The sequence below is a fragment of the Flavobacterium bizetiae genome, assembly GCF_902804475.1.
GTDB classification, from domain to species: domain Bacteria; phylum Bacteroidota; class Bacteroidia; order Flavobacteriales; family Flavobacteriaceae; genus Flavobacterium; species Flavobacterium bizetiae.
The window spans coordinates 53,035-72,566 of the sequence record NZ_CADCSU010000073.1 but is presented as its reverse complement, the minus strand read 5'-3'; the positions used below and the strand labels follow the sequence as shown (position 1 = coordinate 72,566).

General features: G+C 34.5%; 16 protein-coding genes. 7 read left to right on the top strand and 9 right to left on the bottom strand.

What is annotated here, in order from left to right; genetic code table 11:
• Positions 1–173 precede the first annotated feature (173 nt).
• The 6 genes from FLACOL7796_RS08475 to FLACOL7796_RS08450 all read right to left on the bottom strand — a co-directional run bounded on the left by FLACOL7796_RS08475 (position 174) and on the right by FLACOL7796_RS08450 (position 6,694).
• Entirely contained in the window at positions 174–1,097 is a 924-nt protein-coding gene (locus tag FLACOL7796_RS08475) for an alpha/beta fold hydrolase (protein WP_173970374.1), read from the bottom strand.
• Complete coding sequence (locus FLACOL7796_RS08470) at positions 1,097–2,377, bottom strand: MFS transporter (RefSeq protein WP_173970373.1); 1,281 nt, start codon at positions 2,375–2,377, stop codon at positions 1,097–1,099. Before FLACOL7796_RS08470 ends, FLACOL7796_RS08475 begins: the two co-directional genes overlap by 1 nt.
• Positions 2,367–4,067 carry a single-stranded-DNA-specific exonuclease RecJ gene (gene recJ / locus FLACOL7796_RS08465; RefSeq protein WP_173970372.1) on the bottom strand — a complete coding sequence of 567 codons (1,701 nt, stop codon included), beginning with the start codon at positions 4,065–4,067 and terminating at the stop codon, positions 2,367–2,369. The genes FLACOL7796_RS08470 and recJ overlap by 11 nt, the downstream gene beginning before the upstream one ends.
• A 230-nt stretch (positions 4,068–4,297) precedes the next feature.
• Positions 4,298–4,642, bottom strand: a complete 345-nt coding sequence (locus FLACOL7796_RS08460) for a HopJ type III effector protein (RefSeq protein ID WP_072969730.1) — start codon at positions 4,640–4,642, stop codon at positions 4,298–4,300.
• 106 nt (positions 4,643–4,748) lie between these two features.
• Complete coding sequence (gene rsmI / locus FLACOL7796_RS08455) at positions 4,749–5,480, bottom strand: 16S rRNA (cytidine(1402)-2'-O)-methyltransferase (RefSeq protein ID WP_173970371.1); 732 nt, start codon at positions 5,478–5,480, stop codon at positions 4,749–4,751.
• Between the two features lie 113 nt (positions 5,481–5,593).
• Positions 5,594–6,694: a hypothetical protein gene (locus FLACOL7796_RS08450; RefSeq protein WP_173970370.1), complete on the bottom strand. Its 1,101-nt coding sequence runs from the start codon at positions 6,692–6,694 to the stop codon at positions 5,594–5,596.
• Positions 6,695–6,931: 237 nt separating this feature from the next.
• Between FLACOL7796_RS08450 and FLACOL7796_RS08445 the strand changes: the two genes are divergently transcribed.
• Positions 6,932–7,522 carry a thymidine kinase gene (locus FLACOL7796_RS08445; protein WP_173970369.1) on the top strand — a complete coding sequence of 197 codons (591 nt, stop codon included), beginning with the start codon at positions 6,932–6,934 and terminating at the stop codon, positions 7,520–7,522.
• Positions 7,523–7,547: 25 nt separating this feature from the next.
• Positions 7,548–7,985, top strand: a complete 438-nt coding sequence (locus FLACOL7796_RS08440) for a hypothetical protein (protein WP_173970368.1) — start codon at positions 7,548–7,550, stop codon at positions 7,983–7,985.
• A gap of 508 nt (positions 7,986–8,493) precedes the next feature.
• Here FLACOL7796_RS08440 and rpoN read toward each other — a convergent pair.
• The 3 genes from rpoN to FLACOL7796_RS08425 form a co-directional block, all read right to left on the bottom strand.
• Positions 8,494–9,954 carry an RNA polymerase factor sigma-54 gene (gene rpoN / locus FLACOL7796_RS08435; RefSeq protein WP_173970367.1) on the bottom strand — a complete coding sequence of 487 codons (1,461 nt, stop codon included), beginning with the start codon at positions 9,952–9,954 and terminating at the stop codon, positions 8,494–8,496.
• 136 nt (positions 9,955–10,090) lie between these two features.
• The gene (asnS, locus tag FLACOL7796_RS08430) at positions 10,091–11,539 is read right to left on the bottom strand and encodes an asparagine--tRNA ligase (protein ID WP_078006881.1); all 1,449 of its coding nucleotides are present in this window, start codon (positions 11,537–11,539) and stop codon (positions 10,091–10,093) included.
• Between the two features lie 356 nt (positions 11,540–11,895).
• Positions 11,896–14,262, bottom strand: a complete 2,367-nt coding sequence (locus FLACOL7796_RS08425) for an efflux RND transporter permease subunit (protein WP_173970366.1) — start codon at positions 14,260–14,262, stop codon at positions 11,896–11,898.
• A gap of 179 nt (positions 14,263–14,441) precedes the next feature.
• Between FLACOL7796_RS08425 and FLACOL7796_RS08420 the strand changes: the two genes are divergently transcribed.
• From FLACOL7796_RS08420 to FLACOL7796_RS08400, 5 genes are all read left to right on the top strand, one after another.
• Positions 14,442–14,771, top strand: coding sequence for a DMT family transporter (locus tag FLACOL7796_RS08420; RefSeq protein ID WP_173970365.1), 330 nt, complete (start codon positions 14,442–14,444; stop codon positions 14,769–14,771).
• A gap of 241 nt (positions 14,772–15,012) precedes the next feature.
• Positions 15,013–15,459: a hypothetical protein gene (locus FLACOL7796_RS08415; RefSeq protein ID WP_173970364.1), complete on the top strand. Its 447-nt coding sequence runs from the start codon at positions 15,013–15,015 to the stop codon at positions 15,457–15,459.
• 3 nt (positions 15,460–15,462) lie between these two features.
• Positions 15,463–16,224, top strand: a complete 762-nt coding sequence (locus FLACOL7796_RS08410) for a sensor histidine kinase (protein WP_173970363.1) — start codon at positions 15,463–15,465, stop codon at positions 16,222–16,224.
• Complete coding sequence (locus FLACOL7796_RS08405) at positions 16,187–16,906, top strand: LytR/AlgR family response regulator transcription factor (protein WP_173970362.1); 720 nt, start codon at positions 16,187–16,189, stop codon at positions 16,904–16,906. Before FLACOL7796_RS08410 ends, FLACOL7796_RS08405 begins: the two co-directional genes overlap by 38 nt.
• 113 nt (positions 16,907–17,019) lie before the next feature.
• Positions 17,020–19,290, top strand: coding sequence for a cation:proton antiporter (locus FLACOL7796_RS08400; protein ID WP_173970361.1), 2,271 nt, complete (start codon positions 17,020–17,022; stop codon positions 19,288–19,290).
• The last annotated feature ends 242 nt before the right edge of the window (positions 19,291–19,532 follow it).

Sequence of the window (19,532 nt, the reverse complement as noted above, 5' to 3'; positions counted from 1 at the left end):
TTTCTCTCATTGCAAATCCTTTTATTTCAACAAATATAAATATTATTTATTTTAATTCTAAATAAAAAATTCATAAATTTTAGAAAAAGATATTCACCATATAAGTGATGTAAAAAAATTTAAGCTAACGTTTTTTTAAATACACTTATATCACTTAATATAGTTTAAAAACTTTATTTAATCCAATTTGACATATAAGATAAAAACTCTTTTTGTTGATCTACAAACAAATAATGAGAGCAATTATCCAGCAAAGCAAAATGATTTTTACCGGCTAAATTTTTAATAGAATTGATTTGATCATCTGAAAAAACACCATCTTGTTTGCCGTAGATCGCATAAATAGGAATGCCTTCAGCTTTTATCTTCTTTAAGGATGATCTCGTGTCAATGTTATTTTGTTTTTCATTTTGATAGAAAAGTAAAGGCGCATTTTTATTTCGAATATTAGTTTTGAAAAATTCACCTGAATCATAAGCGGCGTATAGCTTTTTAGATTCTTCCGTTGGATTTGGAATTTTAAAGAAATTATTCACTCCAGCTAGCTCAAAACATCCTTTTCGATATTCTGCTGAGTTTTTATTCAGAGTTTCTACAAAAGCGACTTTATCCAGCATTGCTAAATCATTCTTTTTAGTGCCTATTTTTTTAACCGAATCCAAAATATGATCGTAAGTTTCCTGTTGAGAAAATAAGGCTCCTGCCAAAATAAGATTACTCACATTCTGAGGATATTTTTCTGTATAAAGAGTTGCCACTAACCCGCCAAAACTGTGGGCCAGAAGCGTGGCTTTTTTTAAATGGTATGTTTTATAAATACTATTTAGATCCTGAAAAGCTTCTGCATAAGTAAATGTTGCATTAGGATCTATAGATCTGCCTTCGCCTCTTCTGTCGTAAGCAATAACATAAAAACCTTTTTTCGAAAGTGCTTCGGCTGTATTGCTGCCTTCAAATAAAGTCGCATTTCCGCTTGGCCCGCCATGAATAAATATAATGGGTTTGTCGTTTTTGTTCCCGTAAGTTTTGATGTAGAGATTTTGTCCGTTTGCGAAAAAGGATATTGTTAAAGCGAAAACGAATAATAGTTTTTTCATTATTCCATGTTTTGGTGATCTTCCATATCTTTTCGCAGATCCAGATTTCTAAAGGTTGGAGATTTTAATCCAAAGCCTAGAACGGTCAAAAGAGTCATGCTTCCGCCAAATACAACCGAAATAACAGGCGTCATTAATTTAGCGGTTAAACCACTCTCAAAAGCACCTAATTCGTTCGATGAACCTACAAACATCGAGTTTACGGCAGCAACACGACCACGCATATGATCCGGAGTTTTAAGCTGTAAAATCGTTTGGCGAATTACAACCGAAATTCCGTCAGCAAGTCCGCTTAAAAATAAAGCTACTACAGAAATCCAGAAGATTGTTGAAACTCCAAATAGAATAATCGATAATCCGAAAACAAAAATAGCACCTAAGAGTTTTAATCCGGCTTTTTTGTATAAAGGAACGTAGGCAGAAACCAGCATGGTAATAAAAGCACCAACCGCCGGAGCAGCTCTTAAAACTCCAAATCCTTCAGGACCAACTTTTAAAATATCCTGAGCAAAGACTGGTAATAAAGCAACAGCACCACCAAAAAGAACGGCAACCATGTCAAGCGAAAGAACTCCTAAAATAGTTTTATTGGTGAAAACGAACTTTAAACCTTCTTTAAGACTCTCCATTATAGGTTCGCCAATTTTAGGATTAAGAATTGGTTTTTTACTAATTTGAGATAAGGCAATTAATGCAAAAAGAGAACATGCAAATACAGAACACATCGACCAGTGAACGCCAATATAATTAATAGAAAATCCTGCAATTGCCGGACCTAAAACCGAACCAATTTGCCAAACCGAACTACTCCAGGTAGCGGCATTGGGATATACTTTTTTAGGAACAATTAAAGATAAAAGCGAGAATATCGTTGGCCCAAGAAAAGCACGAACCAATCCGCCAATAAAAACTAAAAAGTAAATCGAGTACAAAATGGCATTTGTAGACCAACCGTGAACTATTTTTGGCCAGGTGAGTAAAAATAATCCAAAGCTAATAACTGAAAATCCCAGAATACACTTTACCAATAAACCTTTTTTCTCCCGCTGATCGACCATGTGTCCGGCGAACAATGCCATACCAACGGCAGGAATTACTTCCATTAGACCAATTAATCCTAACGAAAGCGGATCCTTGGTTAAACTATAAACTTCCCATTCGATCACTATAAACTGCATCGACCAGGCAAAAACCATGGCAAAACGCAATATTAGAAATACATTAAATTCTCTGTAGCGTAGTGCCTGATAAGGATCTTGCTTGTTTGTTTTAGTTGTCATTTGTTCTAATGTCTTTAAGCATAAGTTGGGTAGAAACGCTGCCGTTCCATTCATTTTCAGCCAATGAATACGCTAACTGAAAAGGTTGTTGATTTTTTACAATGTTTATTTTTTTTCCAAGACCAAAACCTATTGCGGCGATTCCGTCTGAGCTATTTTGTTTTATAAAAAGTCTCAAATGTTCATCTTCTCCGCCTAAAGTTTTAGCATAACCCGTGTCTTTTGCATCTTTAGTCATAAAAACAGGCGTCATGTTCAAAGGTCCAAAAGGCTCGAATTGTTTTAAAATCCGAATTAGTTTTGGTGTAATGTCTGAGAAATTAATTTCGGCATCAACTTCTATTTCCGGCGTTCGCATTTCGGGTAAAATCGTTTCTTCGACTTGTTTTTCGAAAGCGTCTTTAAACGTTTTATAGTTTTCAGCTTTCAAAGTCATTCCGGCTGCGTACATATGGCCTCCAAATTGCTCTAAATGCTGCGAGCAGGCATCAAGTGCGTTGTAAACGTCAAATCCTTTTACAGATCTTGCCGAAGCCGCATATTTATCACCACTTTTGGTAAAAACCAAAGTCGGACGATAATACGTTTCTATTAATCTCGAAGCGACAATCCCAATTACACCTTTGTGCCAGTCTTCCTGAAAAACAACGGTTGAAAATCGATCTTCTTCCTGATTTTGTATAATTTGCTGAAAAGCTTCTTTGGTAATTTGTTTGTCCAGATCCTTTCGGTCGGAGTTGTATTGTTCTATCTCAGATGCGAATTGTTGGGCTTGTTCGAAATTAAATTCTGTCAATAATTCGACAGCATGATTGCCGTGTTTGATTCTTCCGGCAGCATTTATTCGGGGAGAAATAATAAAAACAACATCGGTAATATCAAGAGTTTTCTTTTTTACCTGATGTACCAAAGCCTTAATTCCCGGTCTTGGATCTGAATTAATAACTTGCAATCCGTAGTAAGCCAAAACCCTGTTTTCACCTGTGATTGGTACAATATCGGCTGCAATTGCTGTGGCAACCAAATCCAGATACGGAACCAAATCTTCAATCGTTTCATTTCTGTTTGTTCCTAAAGCCTGAATCAATTTAAAACCAACTCCACAACCGCATAATTCATCATAAGGATAAAAGCAATCTTCTCTTTTAGGATCTAAAATAGCAACTGCATCCGGAAGAAATTCTCCTGGACGGTGGTGATCGCAAATAATAAAATCGATGTTTTTTTCTTTCGCGTAAGCGATATGATCAATGGATTTTATTCCGCAGTCTAAAGCAATAATTAATGAAAAACCGTTATCATCGGCAAAGTCAATTCCTTTAAAAGAAATTCCGTAACCTTCAGCATAACGATCCGGGATATAAGTGGCAATATTAGGATAATGTGATTTTAAATACGCCGAAACCAAGGAAACAGCCGTTGTTCCGTCGACATCATAATCTCCAAAAACTAAAATGTTTTCTTGATTTTCGATCGCTAATTCTATTCGGGAAACTGCTTTATCCATGTCTTTCATCAAGAACGGATCATGAAGATGTTCTAACGAAGGGCGAAAGAAATTTTTGGCATCTTCGAAAGTTTCAATGCCACGCTGAATCAAAAGCGTTGCTACAAAATCTTCTACATTTAGGGCTTGCGCCAAATGATTGACTTTATCTTGAGAAGGTTTTGGTTTTAATGTCCAACGCATTTTTCTTATTGTAGATTTTAGATTTTAGATTTCAAATTTTAGAAATCGTTTAATCAGAAAGGTGATTTTTTTAATGCCACAGATTAAATGATTTTTAAGGATTTTTTAATCTGTAGCAGAGATATTCGTTTTTAACTTTGTTCAAGTTTAAAACTTTGTCAAAGTTTTTTGAGTTCAGATTTTAGAATGCAAATTTCAGAGATCTAAAATCTACACTCTAAAATCTAAAATTATTTCGCTTCTAAAGCATTTCCTTCAAATTTAATTCCGTCCCAACCTAAGTTGATGAAATTTCTAATGTTTTGGTGATTTGTTCCGTTTGGATCTCCTAAAACTTCTTCAAAATAAAAAGCTCCAAAACAAGCTAAAGTTTCTTCTTTACTTAGATTTTGCAATTTCGCGAAAGAAAATAATTTGCAAGAACCAGAGTTTTCTCCGGCTGCATTATGTTGTGTTCCGTTTTGGAAAGCTGTTGGAGTAAAGTTGTAATTTTCTTCGATTACTGCAATAGTTTCGGGGAATGTTATTTCGTTTGGAGTTTGTTTTACTTTTTCTAAAAAGGCTTGTATGCTCATGTTATTGTTTATTAGTTTTTTTGCCACGAATTTCACTAATTTCTCGAATTAAAGTTTGATTTCAACTTAAAAAATTGGTGCTAATTCGTGGAATTCGTGGCGAAAATTATTCTTCTTCTGTTTCTTCTTCATCCTTCGAAAACTTACTTTTCTTAGGTTCTTTTGTTATTGTTTTTCCGGCAACGACTACGACAATTTCGCCGCGTGGTGCTGTTTTTTCGAAATGCGTTAATACTTCTCTTGCAGTTCCGCGTACGTTTTCTTCATGTAATTTTGATAATTCACGCGAAACGCAAACTTGTCTGTCTTCGCCAAAATAAGTGATAAACTCCGCTAAAGTCTTAACGAGTTTATGTGGAGAAACGTATAAAATCATCGTTCTTGTTTCTTCGGCTAAAGCCAAAAAACGAGTCTGACGCCCTTTTTTTTCAGGTAAAAAACCTTCAAATATAAATCGGTCATTTGGTAATCCGCTGTTGACTAAAGCAGGAACAAAAGCAGTTGCGCCAGGCAGACATTCAACTTCGATTTTATTTTCGACACAAGCGCGCGTCAATAAAAAACCGGGATCTGAAATTGCCGGAGTTCCTGCATCCGAAATTAAAGCAATAGTTTCGCCCGCTTTCAAACGCGCAATCAAATTTTCTGTGGTTTTGTGTTCGTTGTGCATGTGATGGCTGTGCATGTGCGTGCCAATTTCAAAATGCTTCAACAATTTTCCACTCGTTCTGGTATCTTCAGCCAGGATCAAATCGACTTCTTTCAGAATCCTGATAGCACGAAAAGTCATGTCTTCAAGATTGCCAATTGGCGTTGGAACGATATATAATTTAGACATAATTAATTTTAAATATTTAAACACAGATTGCACGAATTAACACGAATGATTAAAGTGCTTATAATTTCACAAAAATGAATTAGTGTAAATCTGTGAAATTCGTGTTTTATTTTTTATGAAAATTTCTTTTCTACAATTCCTAAGAAACGTTCTGCGTAATCGTCTTTTCCTTCCCAATTGTTATAATCAGGTTTCACCATGTTTTCTATAAATTCTTTAGCTTCGCTATAATTGTCAAAAGTCAATAATTGATTCAGGACACGGCTATAATCTTCAGAACTGTTTCCGAAAAGGTTTTTGGTAAAAGCAATTCGGTCATTCAGATCAATATGAAAACCTTTTGCCAGTTTTTCGTTTAAAGTTGCAGCTTTTGTTTCTGCCGGTTTTTCTAAAACAACAGTTTCAATAACCTCTTTTTTCTCTTTATATTCATTGATTACCGGAGCAGGAGTAGAAGTTACATTTTCAAAACTATCCACTTTTACAAACTGAGCATCGGCATAATTAACTCCAAAATCCTCAAATGAAATTGTAATAGGACCTGCATTTGATGACGTTTCTGCTTTTGGCTCTTCTTTTTCCGGTTCTTTTTCTTCTATTGATTCTAATTCGAAAAGAGGTACAAAATCCGGAATTGGTTTTAAATCACTAATAGTTGTAAAAGAAAGTTCTTCGATCGTTTCTGTTTCTTTTTTAGTTTCAACAACTGGTTCTTCAGTTTTTTCTGCAACTGGTTCTTCAATAATTTCAGCAATTGGTTCCGTAATCGTTTCAATTACAGTTTCCGAAATCACTTCTTCAGGAACTTCAGCAACGATTTCTTCCTCGATAATTTCTTCTGTAGCAGTTTCTTTAGCAATAACTTCTTCAGCAACAATTTCTTCGGTTACTTCTTCGGCTTTGATTTCTTCAGTAACTATTGGTTCAGCTACAGTTTCAATTGGAGTTTCTGTTGCTGTAAAAGGCTCTTCAATTGTAATTGCCGCAGGAATTGTTTCTTCTTTATCAAAAATAGATTCAATTTCAGAACTAATTTCGCTGTGACCAATTGTTGGCTTCAAAGTATCGAAATTCTCATCTACAAACTTTAAAACCGCTAATTTCTCGTATAATTTCTGCGTTTCAAGATACAATTGATTGATATCGGATTTGTTTTTAAGCTTTAAAATTCGATGTGCAATGCTGATTAAATCGGCTTCCAATTTTTTTTTCATAACTGTTGAAATTATAGTGAATAGGGTATTTTAGTATATTTTGTATTTGAATGTCTTTATTCCCGGTAGAAATCTAAAAGATATTTTTTTATTTCTGTTAATAAGCGTTTGCGAATCTCCGATTTGATAAAAATTTTCTACTTTTGAAAAAGTGTAAAAACAGCGATTTTTCACGTCGATTTATTACCAGTACAAAGTAATAAAAACTATTCATTTTTAAAGGTAGAAAAATACAAAATGTTTCTCGAAAATACAGTAAATCACAAAGAACAATTTGGTTGGATTGAAGTTATTTGTGGATCAATGTTTTCGGGTAAAACCGAGGAGTTAATCCGCAGATTAAAACGCGCCCAATTTGCCAAACAAAGAGTCGAAATTTTTAAACCCGCAATTGATACACGCTATCATGACGAAATGGTCGTGTCGCATGATTCGAATGAAATTCGCTCCACTCCGGTTCCGGCCGCAGCAAATATCTCTATTTTAGCACAAGGTTGCGACGTTATTGGTATTGATGAAGCACAATTTTTTGATGATGAGATTGTTACAGTTTGTAATGATCTTGCCAATCAGGGAATTCGTGTGATAGTTGCAGGACTTGATATGGATTTTAAAGGGAATCCTTTTGGTCCGATGCCGGCACTTATGGCAACAGCAGAATATGTTACTAAAGTTCATGCCGTTTGTACCAGAACAGGAAATTTGGCCAATTATAGTTTTAGAAAAACAGATAATGATAAGTTGGTAATGCTTGGCGAAACCGAGGAATACGAGCCATTAAGCCGTGCAGCTTATTATAATGCTATGAAAAAAAGTCAGGAAAAGTAATATTCAATTAAGTTTTAATAAACCTATGGAAGAAAAACAAAGTACAAAGAAACAGAATACCTTATTGTTAATAGGAATCGGAATCGCATTAGTGCTGGTTGCTTATTTTCAGTTTTATCTTTCTAACAGTGTCAAGGAAGTAAACACCGAGGTGAGAGAACTTATCGAAAAATACAATAAAAATTGCCCGTTGACGATTCAGGAAGGCATTCGCTTGGATAGTGTGAGTTTGCCTGAAGAAAGAACGGTTCAGTACAATTTGACATTGATGAATGTTGAGAAAGAAAAGGCAGAAATCAATATCATACAAGAAGAAATAGAAAAAAGTCTGATTAGCACTGCTAAAGCAAATCCAGGGCTTCAGGTTTTTAGAGACAATGATTTTTCATTGATTTACAATTACTATGACAAAAAGAAAACAGCTTTATTTAAAATAAGAATATTGCCTGATCAGTATAAATAACCTGATGTTTGAATATAAAGAAACCCAACAGATTTTGATTTGTTGGGTTTTGTGTTTTTAGAGGAGTATTGATTCATTCCGTAGGAATGTCTGATTGGTAGCTATTTTAAATCGTTTTGTCAATATACGTTCCGTAGGAACGTTTGAATGTCAAAGAGGTTTATTATTATTAATCATATACACAACAAGTGTCCCTACAGGACACAATTGTGAAATCATTCTATTTTTTTTCTACCAATCAAATATTCCTACGGAATAGCAAATGATACGATAATTCTATTGGTTTGAACTTTTAAAAATTACATCTAAACTGGACTGAAGTCCAGCTCTACAATATAAAACGTTCCTTCGGAACTATGAAAGAGTCTTCGGCTCGAACCATTTTGTAGGGCCGGATTTTAGTCCGGTTTAATACGAAATGATATAAAAAATAAAACCCGACAGGGTTTTTAAAACCTGTCGGGTTTGCTATTTAAATGAACTTATATTCCTTATATGGTAAAAAAAATTAAATTTTCTTTCTCATTCTCGCCACTGGAATATCCAACTGCTCACGGTATTTTGCAATAGTTCTTCTGGCGATAGGATATCCTTTTTCTTTTAAGATTTCAGCCAATTGATCATCCGGTAAAGGTTTCTTTTTGTCTTCCTCTTCAATCGTATTTTTAAGAATCTTTTTGATTTCTAAAGTCGAAACATCTTCACCCTGATCATTTTTCATCGCTTCAGAGAAAAACTCTTTGATTAGTTTCGTTCCGTATGGCGTTTCAACATATTTACTGTTGGCTACACGTGAGATCGTCGAAATATCCAAACCAACCATATCCGCAATATCTTTTAAGATCATTGGTTTTAGTTTCGTTTCGTCGCCATCTAAGAAATATTCTTCCTGATAATGCATAATCGCATTCATCGTTACAAAAAGCGTTTCCTGACGTTGTCTGATGGCATCGATAAACCATTTAGCCGAATCCAGTTTTTGTTTGATAAACTGAACTGCATCTTTTTGAGCCGATGATTTATCACGAGAATCTTTATACGTCTGCATCATTTCCTGATAATCTTTAGAAACGTGCAGGGAAGGAGCATTTCTTCCGTTTAAAGTCAATTCTAATTCTCCATCAACAATTCTGATGGCGAAATCAGGAACCACATTCTCTGTTACTTTATTATTTCCGGTGTAAGATCCGCCCGGTTTAGGGTTTAGTCTTTCGATTTCGTGAATCGCTTTTTTAAGCTGTTCGTTCGAAACTCCGTATTTTTGAAGCAGTTTGTCATAATGCTTTTTCGTAAAAGCATCAAACTGATTTTCGATAATATCAATCGCTAAATCAACATATTCTGTTGGAGTTTTATGCTTTAATTGCAATAACAAACATTCTTGTAAATCACGTGCGCCAACGCCCGAAGGTTCTAGCTCGTGAATTACCTGAAGCATTTTTTCGACCATTTTCTCATCGGTATAAATACCCTGAGTAAAAGCCATATCATCTACAATATCCGGAACACTTCTGCGGATGTAGCCCATATCATCGATACTTCCAACAAGGAATTCCGCTATTTCGCGTTCTTCATCATTCAAAATAAAAGTATTCAACTGATTGATCAAATCCTGGTGAAAACTGATCGGAGAAGCAAAAGGAGTTTCTCTTTCTTCGTCTTCGCTATAATTATTCACCTGAGTTTTATAATCAGGCGTATCATCGTCGCTTAAGTATTCGTCGATATTAATGTCGTCCGCTTCGATTCTGTCAGATTCTGCATCATCATAATCGTCGTAGTCTTCATTAGCGAATTCATCTGCTTCATATTCATCTTCTTTTCCAGCTTCAAGAGCCGGATTTTCGTTCATTTCTTCTAATAAACGTTGCTCAAAAGCTTGCGTAGGCAATTGAATTAACTTCATCAGCTGAATTTGCTGTGGAGATAATTTTTGGGATAATTTTAAATTTAAAAATTGCTTTAGCATATAAAAAGTTGCTAAGATACTAAGGCACTAAGATGCTAAGTATCTTATATTGACGAATTAAATTCGTGTTAATTATTTTTTTATTTACATTCTAAAAACCTAGAACCTTAGTATCTCAGTACCTTAGAACCTTAAATTAAAACTCTGCATTTCCAGGAGTTCTCGGGAAAGGAATTACGTCTCTAATGTTTGTCATTCCAGTTACAAACAATACAAGACGCTCAAATCCAAGTCCGAAACCTGCGTGAGTTGCTGATCCAAATCTTCTGGTATCTAAATACCATGATAATTCTTCTTCGTCGATTTCTAAAGCTTTCATTTTTTCGATCAAAACATCGTAACGCTCTTCTCTTTCAGAACCACCAACGATTTCTCCAATTCCAGGGAAAAGGATATCCATTGCACGAACCGTTTCTCTTCCAGGTTCCGTGTTGTCGTTCAAACGCATGTAAAACGCTTTAATATTTGCTGGGTAATCAAACAAGATTACCGGACATTTAAAGTGTTTTTCAACCAAATAACGCTCGTGTTCTGACTGTAAATCAGCTCCCCATTCGTTGATAATATATTGAAATTTTTTCTTTTTGTTTGGAGTAGAATCTCTCAAAATGTCAATTGCTTCAGTATAAGAAACACGTTTAAAGTTGTTCTCTAATACAAAGTTCAATTTCTCTAGCAAAGCCATTTCGCTTCTTTCTGCCTGAGGTTTTGATTTTTCTTCGTCTAAAAGTCTTCCTTCCAAAAACTTCAAATCATCCTGACAATTGTCTAAAGCATATTTAATTACGTACTGAATAAAATCTTCAGCCAAATCCATGTTGTCATCAAGATTGTTGAAAGCAACTTCCGGCTCGATCATCCAAAATTCTGCAAGGTGACGAGAAGTATTTGAGTTTTCAGCTCTAAAAGTTGGTCCAAAAGTATAAATCTGACCCAAAGCCATTGCATACGTTTCACCTTCTAATTGTCCAGAAACCGTTAAGTTCGTTTCTTTTTCGAAGAAATCTTCTTTATAGTTTACTTTTCCGTCTTCAGTTCTTGGCGTGTTGTCAAAAGGTAAAGCCGTAACTTTAAACATTTCTCCAGCACCTTCAGCATCAGAACCAGTAATAATTGGCGTATTTACATACACAAAACCTTTTTGTTGAAAATAATTGTGAACCGCAAACGACAATACCGAACGCACACGCATAATTGCACCAAACATATTCGTACGAACACGTAAATGAGCATTTTCACGTAAAAAATCTAAACTAGGTTTGTTTTTTGGCTGTATCGGGAATTTTTCTGCATCAGAATCTCCTAAGATTTCCAATTTATTCACCTGAATTTCATATTTCTGACCAGCGCCTTTACTTTCGATCAAAGTTCCAATTACAGAAATCGCAGCACCAGTAGTGATTCTTTTTAAAGTTTCGTCAGGCGTATTTTCAAAATCAACAACACATTGTATATTATTAATGGTAGAACCGTCATTAAGAGCGATGAACTGATTATTTCTAAAAGTTCTTACCCATCCTTTTGCATTAACCTCCTGAAGCGTCGTCGTACTGTTTAATAAGTCTTTAACTTTTGTGTGTTTCATTTTATATATAATATTGAAATTAAATTATTTGTTGTGTAATAACTGCAAATATAAACGATAATAATTAAAATTAGAAGCTGTTTCCCGCTATCCGCTATATCTTTTTATTGCTAAAGGAGCAATAAAAAGGATGCCGCTGCTATCGGGGCTAGGGTTTTAGTTTTTATAAGGCATTTTTATCATTGCGAGGAACGAAGCAATCTCACTAAAATAGGATCCAAAGTTTGATTTAGCAAATGAGATTGCTTCGTTCCTCGCAAAGACTAAGTTTGTGCGTAATAAATCTTTGTCAAAGTTCAAAACTTTGACAAAGATTTTGACCTATAAATTCGAGATAATTCGTGGCAAGAAAACTTTTACCCCTCCAAATTCTCCAAATCCTCTTTCTTAGCTTTTTTCTTTTCAAAAGTCAAAACCAAAGCAGGTAAAACCAGTAAATTAGCAAACATTGCAAAAGCCAAAGTACAAGAAATTAATCCACCAAGGGCGATTGTTCCGCTAAAGCTTGAAAGCGTGAAAGTCGCAAAACCTAATATCAAAACTACCGAAGTATAAAAAGTACTGATTCCTGTTTCTCTCAAAGCGCTGAAAACAGATTTCTTTACCTTTCCGTTACTTTGTATCAAATCATGTTTGTATTTCGCCATAAACTGAATCGCATTATCTACCGAAATTCCAAAAGCAATACTAAATACTAAAATCGTTGAAGGTTTTAACGGAATCCCGAAATAACCCATTAATCCCGACGTAATACAAAGCGGTAAAATGTTCGTAATTACCGATGCCATTACCATTTTAAACGATCTGAACAAGTACAACATCAAAGCTGCAATTACTAAAATCGCAAAAATCAACGACTCGATTAAGTTGTCTACCAGGTAAGAAGTTCCTTTCTGGAAAACCAATGCTTTTCCTGTCAAAGTCACTTCGTAACGATCAGCAGGGAAAATTTCAGCAATTTTAGAGCGTAATTTTTTCTCTACTCTTGCCATTTCCTGCGTTCCGATATCTTTCATGAAAGTTGTGATTCGGGCATATTGTCCAGTCGAATCTACGTACGATTTCATTAAATTGTCTTTACTGTTTTTTGTTGCATTCTTTGCATACGACAAAATAAAAGTCTGTTCCTGCGAAGTAGGCAATTGGTAATATTCCGGATTTCCGTTGTAGAAAGCCTGTTTCGAATATTTAACCAAATTCACTACAGAAACCGGTTTCGATAATTCAGGAAGTTCTGCAATAGTGTTTTGCAATTCATCCATTTTTTTCATTGTCGATAATTTCATAACACCTTTTTTGTGTTTGGTGTTAATCATTATTTCAAGAGGCATAACGCCGTTGAATTCTTTTTCGTAAAATAAAATGTCTTTATAAAATGAAGCGCTTTTTGGCATTTCACCAATCAAACTTCCGGAAACTTTCATTTGCGCCACTCCAATTACACTAAAAACCAAAAGCAAACCGTAAATTGTGTAAATTACTCTTCGTTTGTTTTTAACCACATTTTCAACAAAATTCAATAAAGTCGAAATGTAAGTTTTGTTCAAGTGATACAAATGTCTTTCTCCCGGAATCGACATAAAACTATATACAATTGGCACAATTAAAAGCGTCAATAAGTAAACTGAAATCACGTTAATAGAAGTTACAAGACCAAATTCAAAAAGCAAATCATTACCCGTAATCATAAACGTTGCAAAACCTATTGCCGTAGTTAAATTCGTCATTAAAGTCGAAACCCCAATTTTCGAAATAATACGTTGCAAAGCCTTTGCCTGATTGTTGTGCAATTTGATTTCCTGCTGGTATTTATTGATCAGGAAAATACAATTCGTGATTCCGATAACGATAATTAATGGCGGAATAATGGCCGTTAAAATTGTGATTTTATAATGAAATAATCCAAGTGTCCCAAAAGACCAGATTACACCAATAATTAAAATACAAATTGAGATAAAAGTTGCTCTGAACGAACGGAAAAAGAAAAAGAAAATCAGGGAAACTGTGAATAAAGCCGCGCCAATAAAAAGCCCAATTTCGCCTTTCATATTGTCAGCATTAATCGTTCTGATGTAGGGCATTCCGGAAACTTTTAAATCAACTCCCGTAGTTTTTTCGAATTTATCGATTTTCGGAACCAGATTTTCAAGAATAAAAGTCTTTCTTTCCGGCGTATTTACAAGCGCTTTATTAATGTAAATCGCTGAACGAATACTCCCGCTTTGTTTGTTAAACAATAATCCTTCGTAAAAAGGCAAATTGTGAAATAAATCGTATTGAATCTTTTTTAAATATTCAGGATCAAGCGCTTTCTTTTGGTCGATAAACGGAGTCAGAACAAATTTTTCATTAACCGTATCTTTTTCTAGTTTCTTTAAATCATTCAAAGAAACAACCAAATCTACTTCTTTAGAATTTTTTAAACCTGTCATTAATTCATTCCATGCAGCATAATTTTTAGGCGTAAAAAATTTCGGATCCTGAAACCCAATTACTACTAAATTTCCTTCTTCACCAAATTTATCAAGAAACTGTTGGTATTGTTTATTTACGATATGATCTTTAGGAAGCAGGTTAGCTTCAGTGTAAGTCATAGAAAGGTTTTTCCATTGGTAACCAAGGAAAATCGTTAAAGCAGATAGAATTACTAGTATTATAATTCGGTTCTTAAGTATGATTCGGGCTAGTTTTTCCCAAAATCCAACTTGTACAGCGTTTTTCATAAAATCTTTAAAATGGATGCAAATGTAGTGAAAAGTGCTCTAAATCATAAATAATCAATTGTATTTTACTTAATGTTAACACAAATTGAACAGTTGTTGTTTGTGATATATTTCTCTCTTTTTGTGTTTTAATGATCAGCTTTTCTCATATTTGTACGTAATTTAAAAATGAGATAAAAATGAACTGGATTTTATTAATCATAGCAGGACTTTTTGAAGTAGGGTTTGCATCTTGCTTAGGCAAAGCCAAAGAAACAACAGGAATGATCTCGACGTATTGGATGGTGGGTTTCTTTGTTTGTCTTTCGATAAGTATGTTATTACTGTATAAAGCCACTCAGGTTTTGCCAATAGGAACTGCTTATGCTGTCTGGACAGGAATTGGAGCTGTTGGAACTGTTTTAGTTGGGATTTTGGTTTTTAAAGAACCCGCAACTTTCTGGAGGATATTTTTTCTTTCAACTTTAATTGCTTCGATTATTGGGTTAAAGTTTGTTTCTAATCATTAAGAATTGGCCCGCGGGTTTTACGGATTGAACAGATTTACGCGGATTTTTTTATTTTTTAAATAATAATATATGCCACAGATTGCACAGATTCTCACAGATTAATTTGTAGTAAATTATTAGAAAAATCTTTTTAATCATTTAATCAGTGGCAAAAAAATATGCAAAAAAAAATCATGTTATTCGCGACTCAAGCGATAGCGAAGACGAACTAAATTCGTGGCGGAATATATTTATATAAATTATGGAATTAAGAGGAATTAAATTTACAACTATCGGATTGAGCTTATTGGTTTTTGCTATTTCACTTACTCAAAATGCTTTGGTTGTAAATTATAATAATGAAATAAAAACAGCTTCATCATTAGAATATCTTTTTATAGGATCAGTAACTTTTATGGGTGGAGGATTATTAGAAGAGATTATTTGGTTGGCAAGTCCGTTATGTTTATTAGCTATAGTATTAATGATCAAAGATGATAAGAGAGCCGTTTTAGTAAGTTTAATAGCTTCTGCTTTGGCAATTTCTTTTTCATTCTGGCATGAAATATTGGGTGCAGAAAGCGGTACTATGGCTAAGATAGTTTCTTTTGAATTGGGATATTATCTTTGGTTATCGAGTATTTTGATATTGACAATTGGGATTTTGATTCATTATAAAATGACATTAAAAACAACTTTACAAGCGTAACCTATGCAAGAAAACAACACTATTACTTTTATATTCCTGGCGATACTTTTATTGCTTATCATTATCATTTGTTTTTTAATGTATCAATTGATGCAGTTTAAAAAAGCAAAAGACGATGCTGAGAAAAGTTTTTATGCACTCGAAATGAAAGTCAACGATTTGCAGTTAGAAACTTTAGAATCGAAACTGAATCCGCATTTGTTTAAGAATATTTTAAACTCGATTCAGTCGCATGCTTACCAAACCTATTTTGCATTAGATAAACTGGCCAATGTTCTGGATTATATTTTATACGAAAGCAAAAAGAAATTTGTCACCGCAAAAGAGGAAATTGATTTTGCTTTGAATTTAATCGAAATCAATAAAATCAAGATCAGTCCGCTTTTTGAACTCAAGATAAAAACCAATATCAACAAAGAAGATAAATTATACGATCAGCCTTTACTCGCACCGTTAATTTCTATCGATTTAATCGAAAATGCCTTTAAACACGCCGATTTGCAAAGTGCCGATGCCTTTATTTCGGTTGTTTTTGAGTTTAGGGATAATGCTTTTTTTATGACGGTTTCGAATAAAATATCAGATAAAAAAGTATTAAAAAAAGAACGAAGCGGTTTTGGTCATGCCACTTTAGAACACCGATTGCGTATTATTTATAAAAACAACTTCAAACTCGATAAGTTTGTAGAAAACGATGTTTATATCGCTCATCTTAAAATAGATTTACTTGAATACAAAACTGAAATGCTTGCTTCTGGACGATGAGTTACCGGGATTAACGTACCTGAAAATGCTTTGCGAACAAATTCACGAAGTCGAAATTGTAAAAACGTATAATAATCCCGAGAAACTTCTTGCTGATATTCCCAATCTCGATTTCGATCTGTTGATTTCAGATATCGAAATGCCGGGAATGGATGGTTTGCATCTTGCAGAATTGCTCGATAATAAATTAGTGATTTTTTGCACGGCTTATAAAGATTATGCTGCCGATGCTTTTAATATTGATGCGGTAGATTATATCACAAAACCGGTAAAACTCGAACGTTTGCAAAAAGCGATCTCAAAAGCGTATGAACGTTTTCATAAACCGGATGCCGCTAAAAAGTTTATTCAGCTGAATACTGACAAAGGGAAAACGCTGTTGTATTTTAATCAAATCGTGTACATCAAAACCGCAGTGAGCGATAGCCGTGATAAAACCGTTTTGCTGACTGACGGAAGTTTCCTGAACCTGAAAAATGTAAAATTTGATACGCTTCTGCACGAATTACCCGATGCTGATTTTTGCCGCGTAAACAAAAAGGAAATTGTTGCTGTAAAAGCGATTAAATTCTTTAATCATAACGAAATTGTTCTGCATCATTTAGAAAAAAATGATAAAAACAGCACTTTAATTTTAAGCGAAACCTACCGTTCTGACTTTTTGAAAAAGGTAAAAATATAACTTATTACAAAGTTTTTCGGACTTGTTACATACATTCGAAATTAGGTTTAAAATTGCTTTATCACTTAATTCTCAGTTCTGATATTTGCACCATTAAATCAAAAAAACGAGTTATGAATAACATTAAAAACTCCTTATTTTACGTTACTGTTATTGGCGGATTCACTGCCTTGATATATTGGGTAATTTCAAAAGGTGCTGCACTCGAAGTGGGGCGCGGAATCGTACATAAACAAATAGAAAGCAATCATTGGAATGACTTCCTGCATTCGATGGTTGAAAATTTACAACATCCTCTCGCTATTTTATTGGCTCAGATCGTTACCATTATTTTAGTAGCGCGTTTGTTTGGATGGGTTTTTAGAAAAATAGGACAGCCATCTGTAATTGGCGAAATGATTGCAGGTATTGTTTTAGGGCCGTCTTTGGTCGGAATGTATTTTCCTGAATTCTCAGCCGCGTTATTTCCAAAAGAATCTTTAGGAAATTTACAATTCTTAAGTCAGATTGGTTTGATTCTTTTCATGTTCGTTATCGGGATGGAACTGGATTTGAAAGTATTAAAAAATAAAGCACACGATGCTGTAGTAATAAGTCACGCAAGTATTGTTATCCCTTTTGCCCTGGGTCTGTCATTAGCTTATTTTATCTACCATACTTTTGCTCCGGTTGGAGTTGAGTTTGCGTCGTTTGGTTTGTTTATGGGTATTGCGATGAGTATTACAGCGTTTCCGGTATTGGCCAGAATCGTGCAGGAGCGAGGCATGCAAAAAACAAAATTGGGTACTATTGCCATCACTTGCGCTGCCGCAGATGATATTACGGCCTGGTGTATTTTGGCTGTTGTAATTGCGATTGTAAAAGCAGGTTCGTTTACAAGTTCTTTATACGTAATTGGTTTGGCTATTTTGTATGTTATTATCATGCTAAAAATAGTACGTCCGTTCCTGAAACGTGTTGGAGATTTAAATTCAACTCGCGAAAGTCTGAATAAGCCTGTTGTTGCTATTTTCTTCCTTACACTTTTATTTTCTGCTTATGCTTCTGAGTTAATCGGAATTCACGCTTTGTTTGGTGCTTTCTTAGCTGGAGCAATCATGCCTGAAAATAATAAGTTCAGAAATATTTTTATCGAAAAAGTAGAAGATGTTGCCATCATCGTATTATTACCATTATTCTTTGTGTTTACAGGTTTACGTACACAAATTGGTTTATTAAATGATCCTGCTTTATGGAAAATTACAGGATTGATTATAGCTGTTGCTGTAGCTGGTAAATTTTTAGGAAGTGCTTTTGCTGCGAAATTTGTTGGACAAAGCTGGAAAGACAGTTTAGCCATTGGAGCATTAATGAATACTCGTGGTTTAATGGAACTTGTGGTTTTAAATATTGGTTATGATCTTGGTGTTCTTTCTACAGAGATTTTTACCATGATGGTAATTATGGCTTTAGTAACGACTTTTATGACGGGTCCGGCGCTGGATTTTATAGGTTTTATTTTTAAAGATAAAGTAACAGCTGTTCCGCAGGAAATTGGAAATAAAAGTAAATACAAGATTCTGCTTTCGTTTGCAACTCCGGAAAGAGGAAAGAAATTATTGAAAATCGCGAATAGCTTAGTGAAGAAACAAGGTGATAATTCGATTGTAACCGCGATGCATTTATCATTAAGTACAGAAATACATTCGTTTGATGTAAAAGACCATGAACGTAAAATGTTGGTTCCGGTTATTGAAGAATCAGAACGTTTGAATCAGAATATGGTGAGCGTTTTTAAAGTAACCAATGATATTGATACTGATATTATAGAAACGGCCAATCAAGGTGATTATGATTTGTTATTAGTTGGTTTGGGACAATCCATTTTTGATGGAACTTTGCTAGGAAAGATTCTTGGTTTCACGACCCGAATCGTAAATCCGGATCGTTTGATCGATAAGTTTACAGGAAAAGAAGGTTTGTTCGAAAATTCTCCTTTTGATGAAAGAACGCGTCATATTATTTTAAAAAGTAAAATGCCGGTTGGTATTTTTATCGATAAGGAATTAGAGGAAGTAAATCAGGTTTTTATGCCAATTTTTACCAAAGAAGATTCTTTCCTGATTGAATACGCGAAGAAATTAATCAACAATAATGGTTCTCAGATTACGGTTCTGGATGCGAGTGGTGAAGTAAAAAACACCAGAGATATTCAGGAAACGATTCGTTCGATCGAGCAAATTGCTCCGAATCATATTATGATTATGCACGACAGAACGATCAAAAAAGAGTTTTTAGAAAACCAGAATTTAATGATTATTAGTTTAGACAGCTGGAAAAAACTAATCGAATCTCAAAGTACGTGGTTGAATAATACGCCTTCGGTTTTGATTTTGAAACCATAATTAGGGTTTAAATTACAATTTGAAAATTCCAAATTCCAATTTTTATTGGGGTTTGGGATTTTTTTTGTTTTGGCTTTTTGAGGATTTTGATTGTGAGATGGCACGCGGATGACACGGATTCGCTTGCGCGAAAACACGGATTTATACGGATTTTTTATGTTGTGTTGTTCTCATTTTTTGTCATCCTGACGAAGGAAGGATCTTTGCTAGTGGCTCGGTAAAGATTGGCGGCAATCTTGTCA

Bases quoted from the DNA above. Each gene is read 5' to 3' on its own strand.
- FLACOL7796_RS08475 (WP_173970374.1), bottom strand. From the start codon at position 1,097: ATGAAAAAACTATTATTCGTTTTCGCTTTAACAATATCCTTTTTCGCA.
- FLACOL7796_RS08470 (WP_173970373.1), bottom strand. From the start codon at position 2,377: ATGACAACTAAAACAAACAAGCAAGATCCTTATCAGGCACTACGCTAC.
- recJ (WP_173970372.1), bottom strand. From the start codon at position 4,067: ATGCGTTGGACATTAAAACCAAAACCTTCTCAAGATAAAGTCAATCAT.
- FLACOL7796_RS08460 (WP_072969730.1), bottom strand. From the start codon at position 4,642: ATGAGCATACAAGCCTTTTTAGAAAAAGTAAAACAAACTCCAAACGAA.
- rsmI (WP_173970371.1), bottom strand. From the start codon at position 5,480: ATGTCTAAATTATATATCGTTCCAACGCCAATTGGCAATCTTGAAGAC.
- FLACOL7796_RS08450 (WP_173970370.1), bottom strand. From the start codon at position 6,694: ATGAAAAAAAAATTGGAAGCCGATTTAATCAGCATTGCACATCGAATT.
- FLACOL7796_RS08445 (WP_173970369.1), top strand. From the start codon at position 6,932: ATGTTTCTCGAAAATACAGTAAATCACAAAGAACAATTTGGTTGGATT.
- FLACOL7796_RS08440 (WP_173970368.1), top strand. From the start codon at position 7,548: ATGGAAGAAAAACAAAGTACAAAGAAACAGAATACCTTATTGTTAATA.
- rpoN (WP_173970367.1), bottom strand. From the start codon at position 9,954: ATGCTAAAGCAATTTTTAAATTTAAAATTATCCCAAAAATTATCTCCA.
- asnS (WP_078006881.1), bottom strand. From the start codon at position 11,539: ATGAAACACACAAAAGTTAAAGACTTATTAAACAGTACGACGACGCTT.
- FLACOL7796_RS08425 (WP_173970366.1), bottom strand. From the start codon at position 14,262: ATGAAAAACGCTGTACAAGTTGGATTTTGGGAAAAACTAGCCCGAATC.
- FLACOL7796_RS08420 (WP_173970365.1), top strand. From the start codon at position 14,442: ATGAACTGGATTTTATTAATCATAGCAGGACTTTTTGAAGTAGGGTTT.
- FLACOL7796_RS08415 (WP_173970364.1), top strand. From the start codon at position 15,013: ATGGAATTAAGAGGAATTAAATTTACAACTATCGGATTGAGCTTATTG.
- FLACOL7796_RS08410 (WP_173970363.1), top strand. From the start codon at position 15,463: ATGCAAGAAAACAACACTATTACTTTTATATTCCTGGCGATACTTTTA.
- FLACOL7796_RS08400 (WP_173970361.1), top strand. From the start codon at position 17,020: ATGAATAACATTAAAAACTCCTTATTTTACGTTACTGTTATTGGCGGA.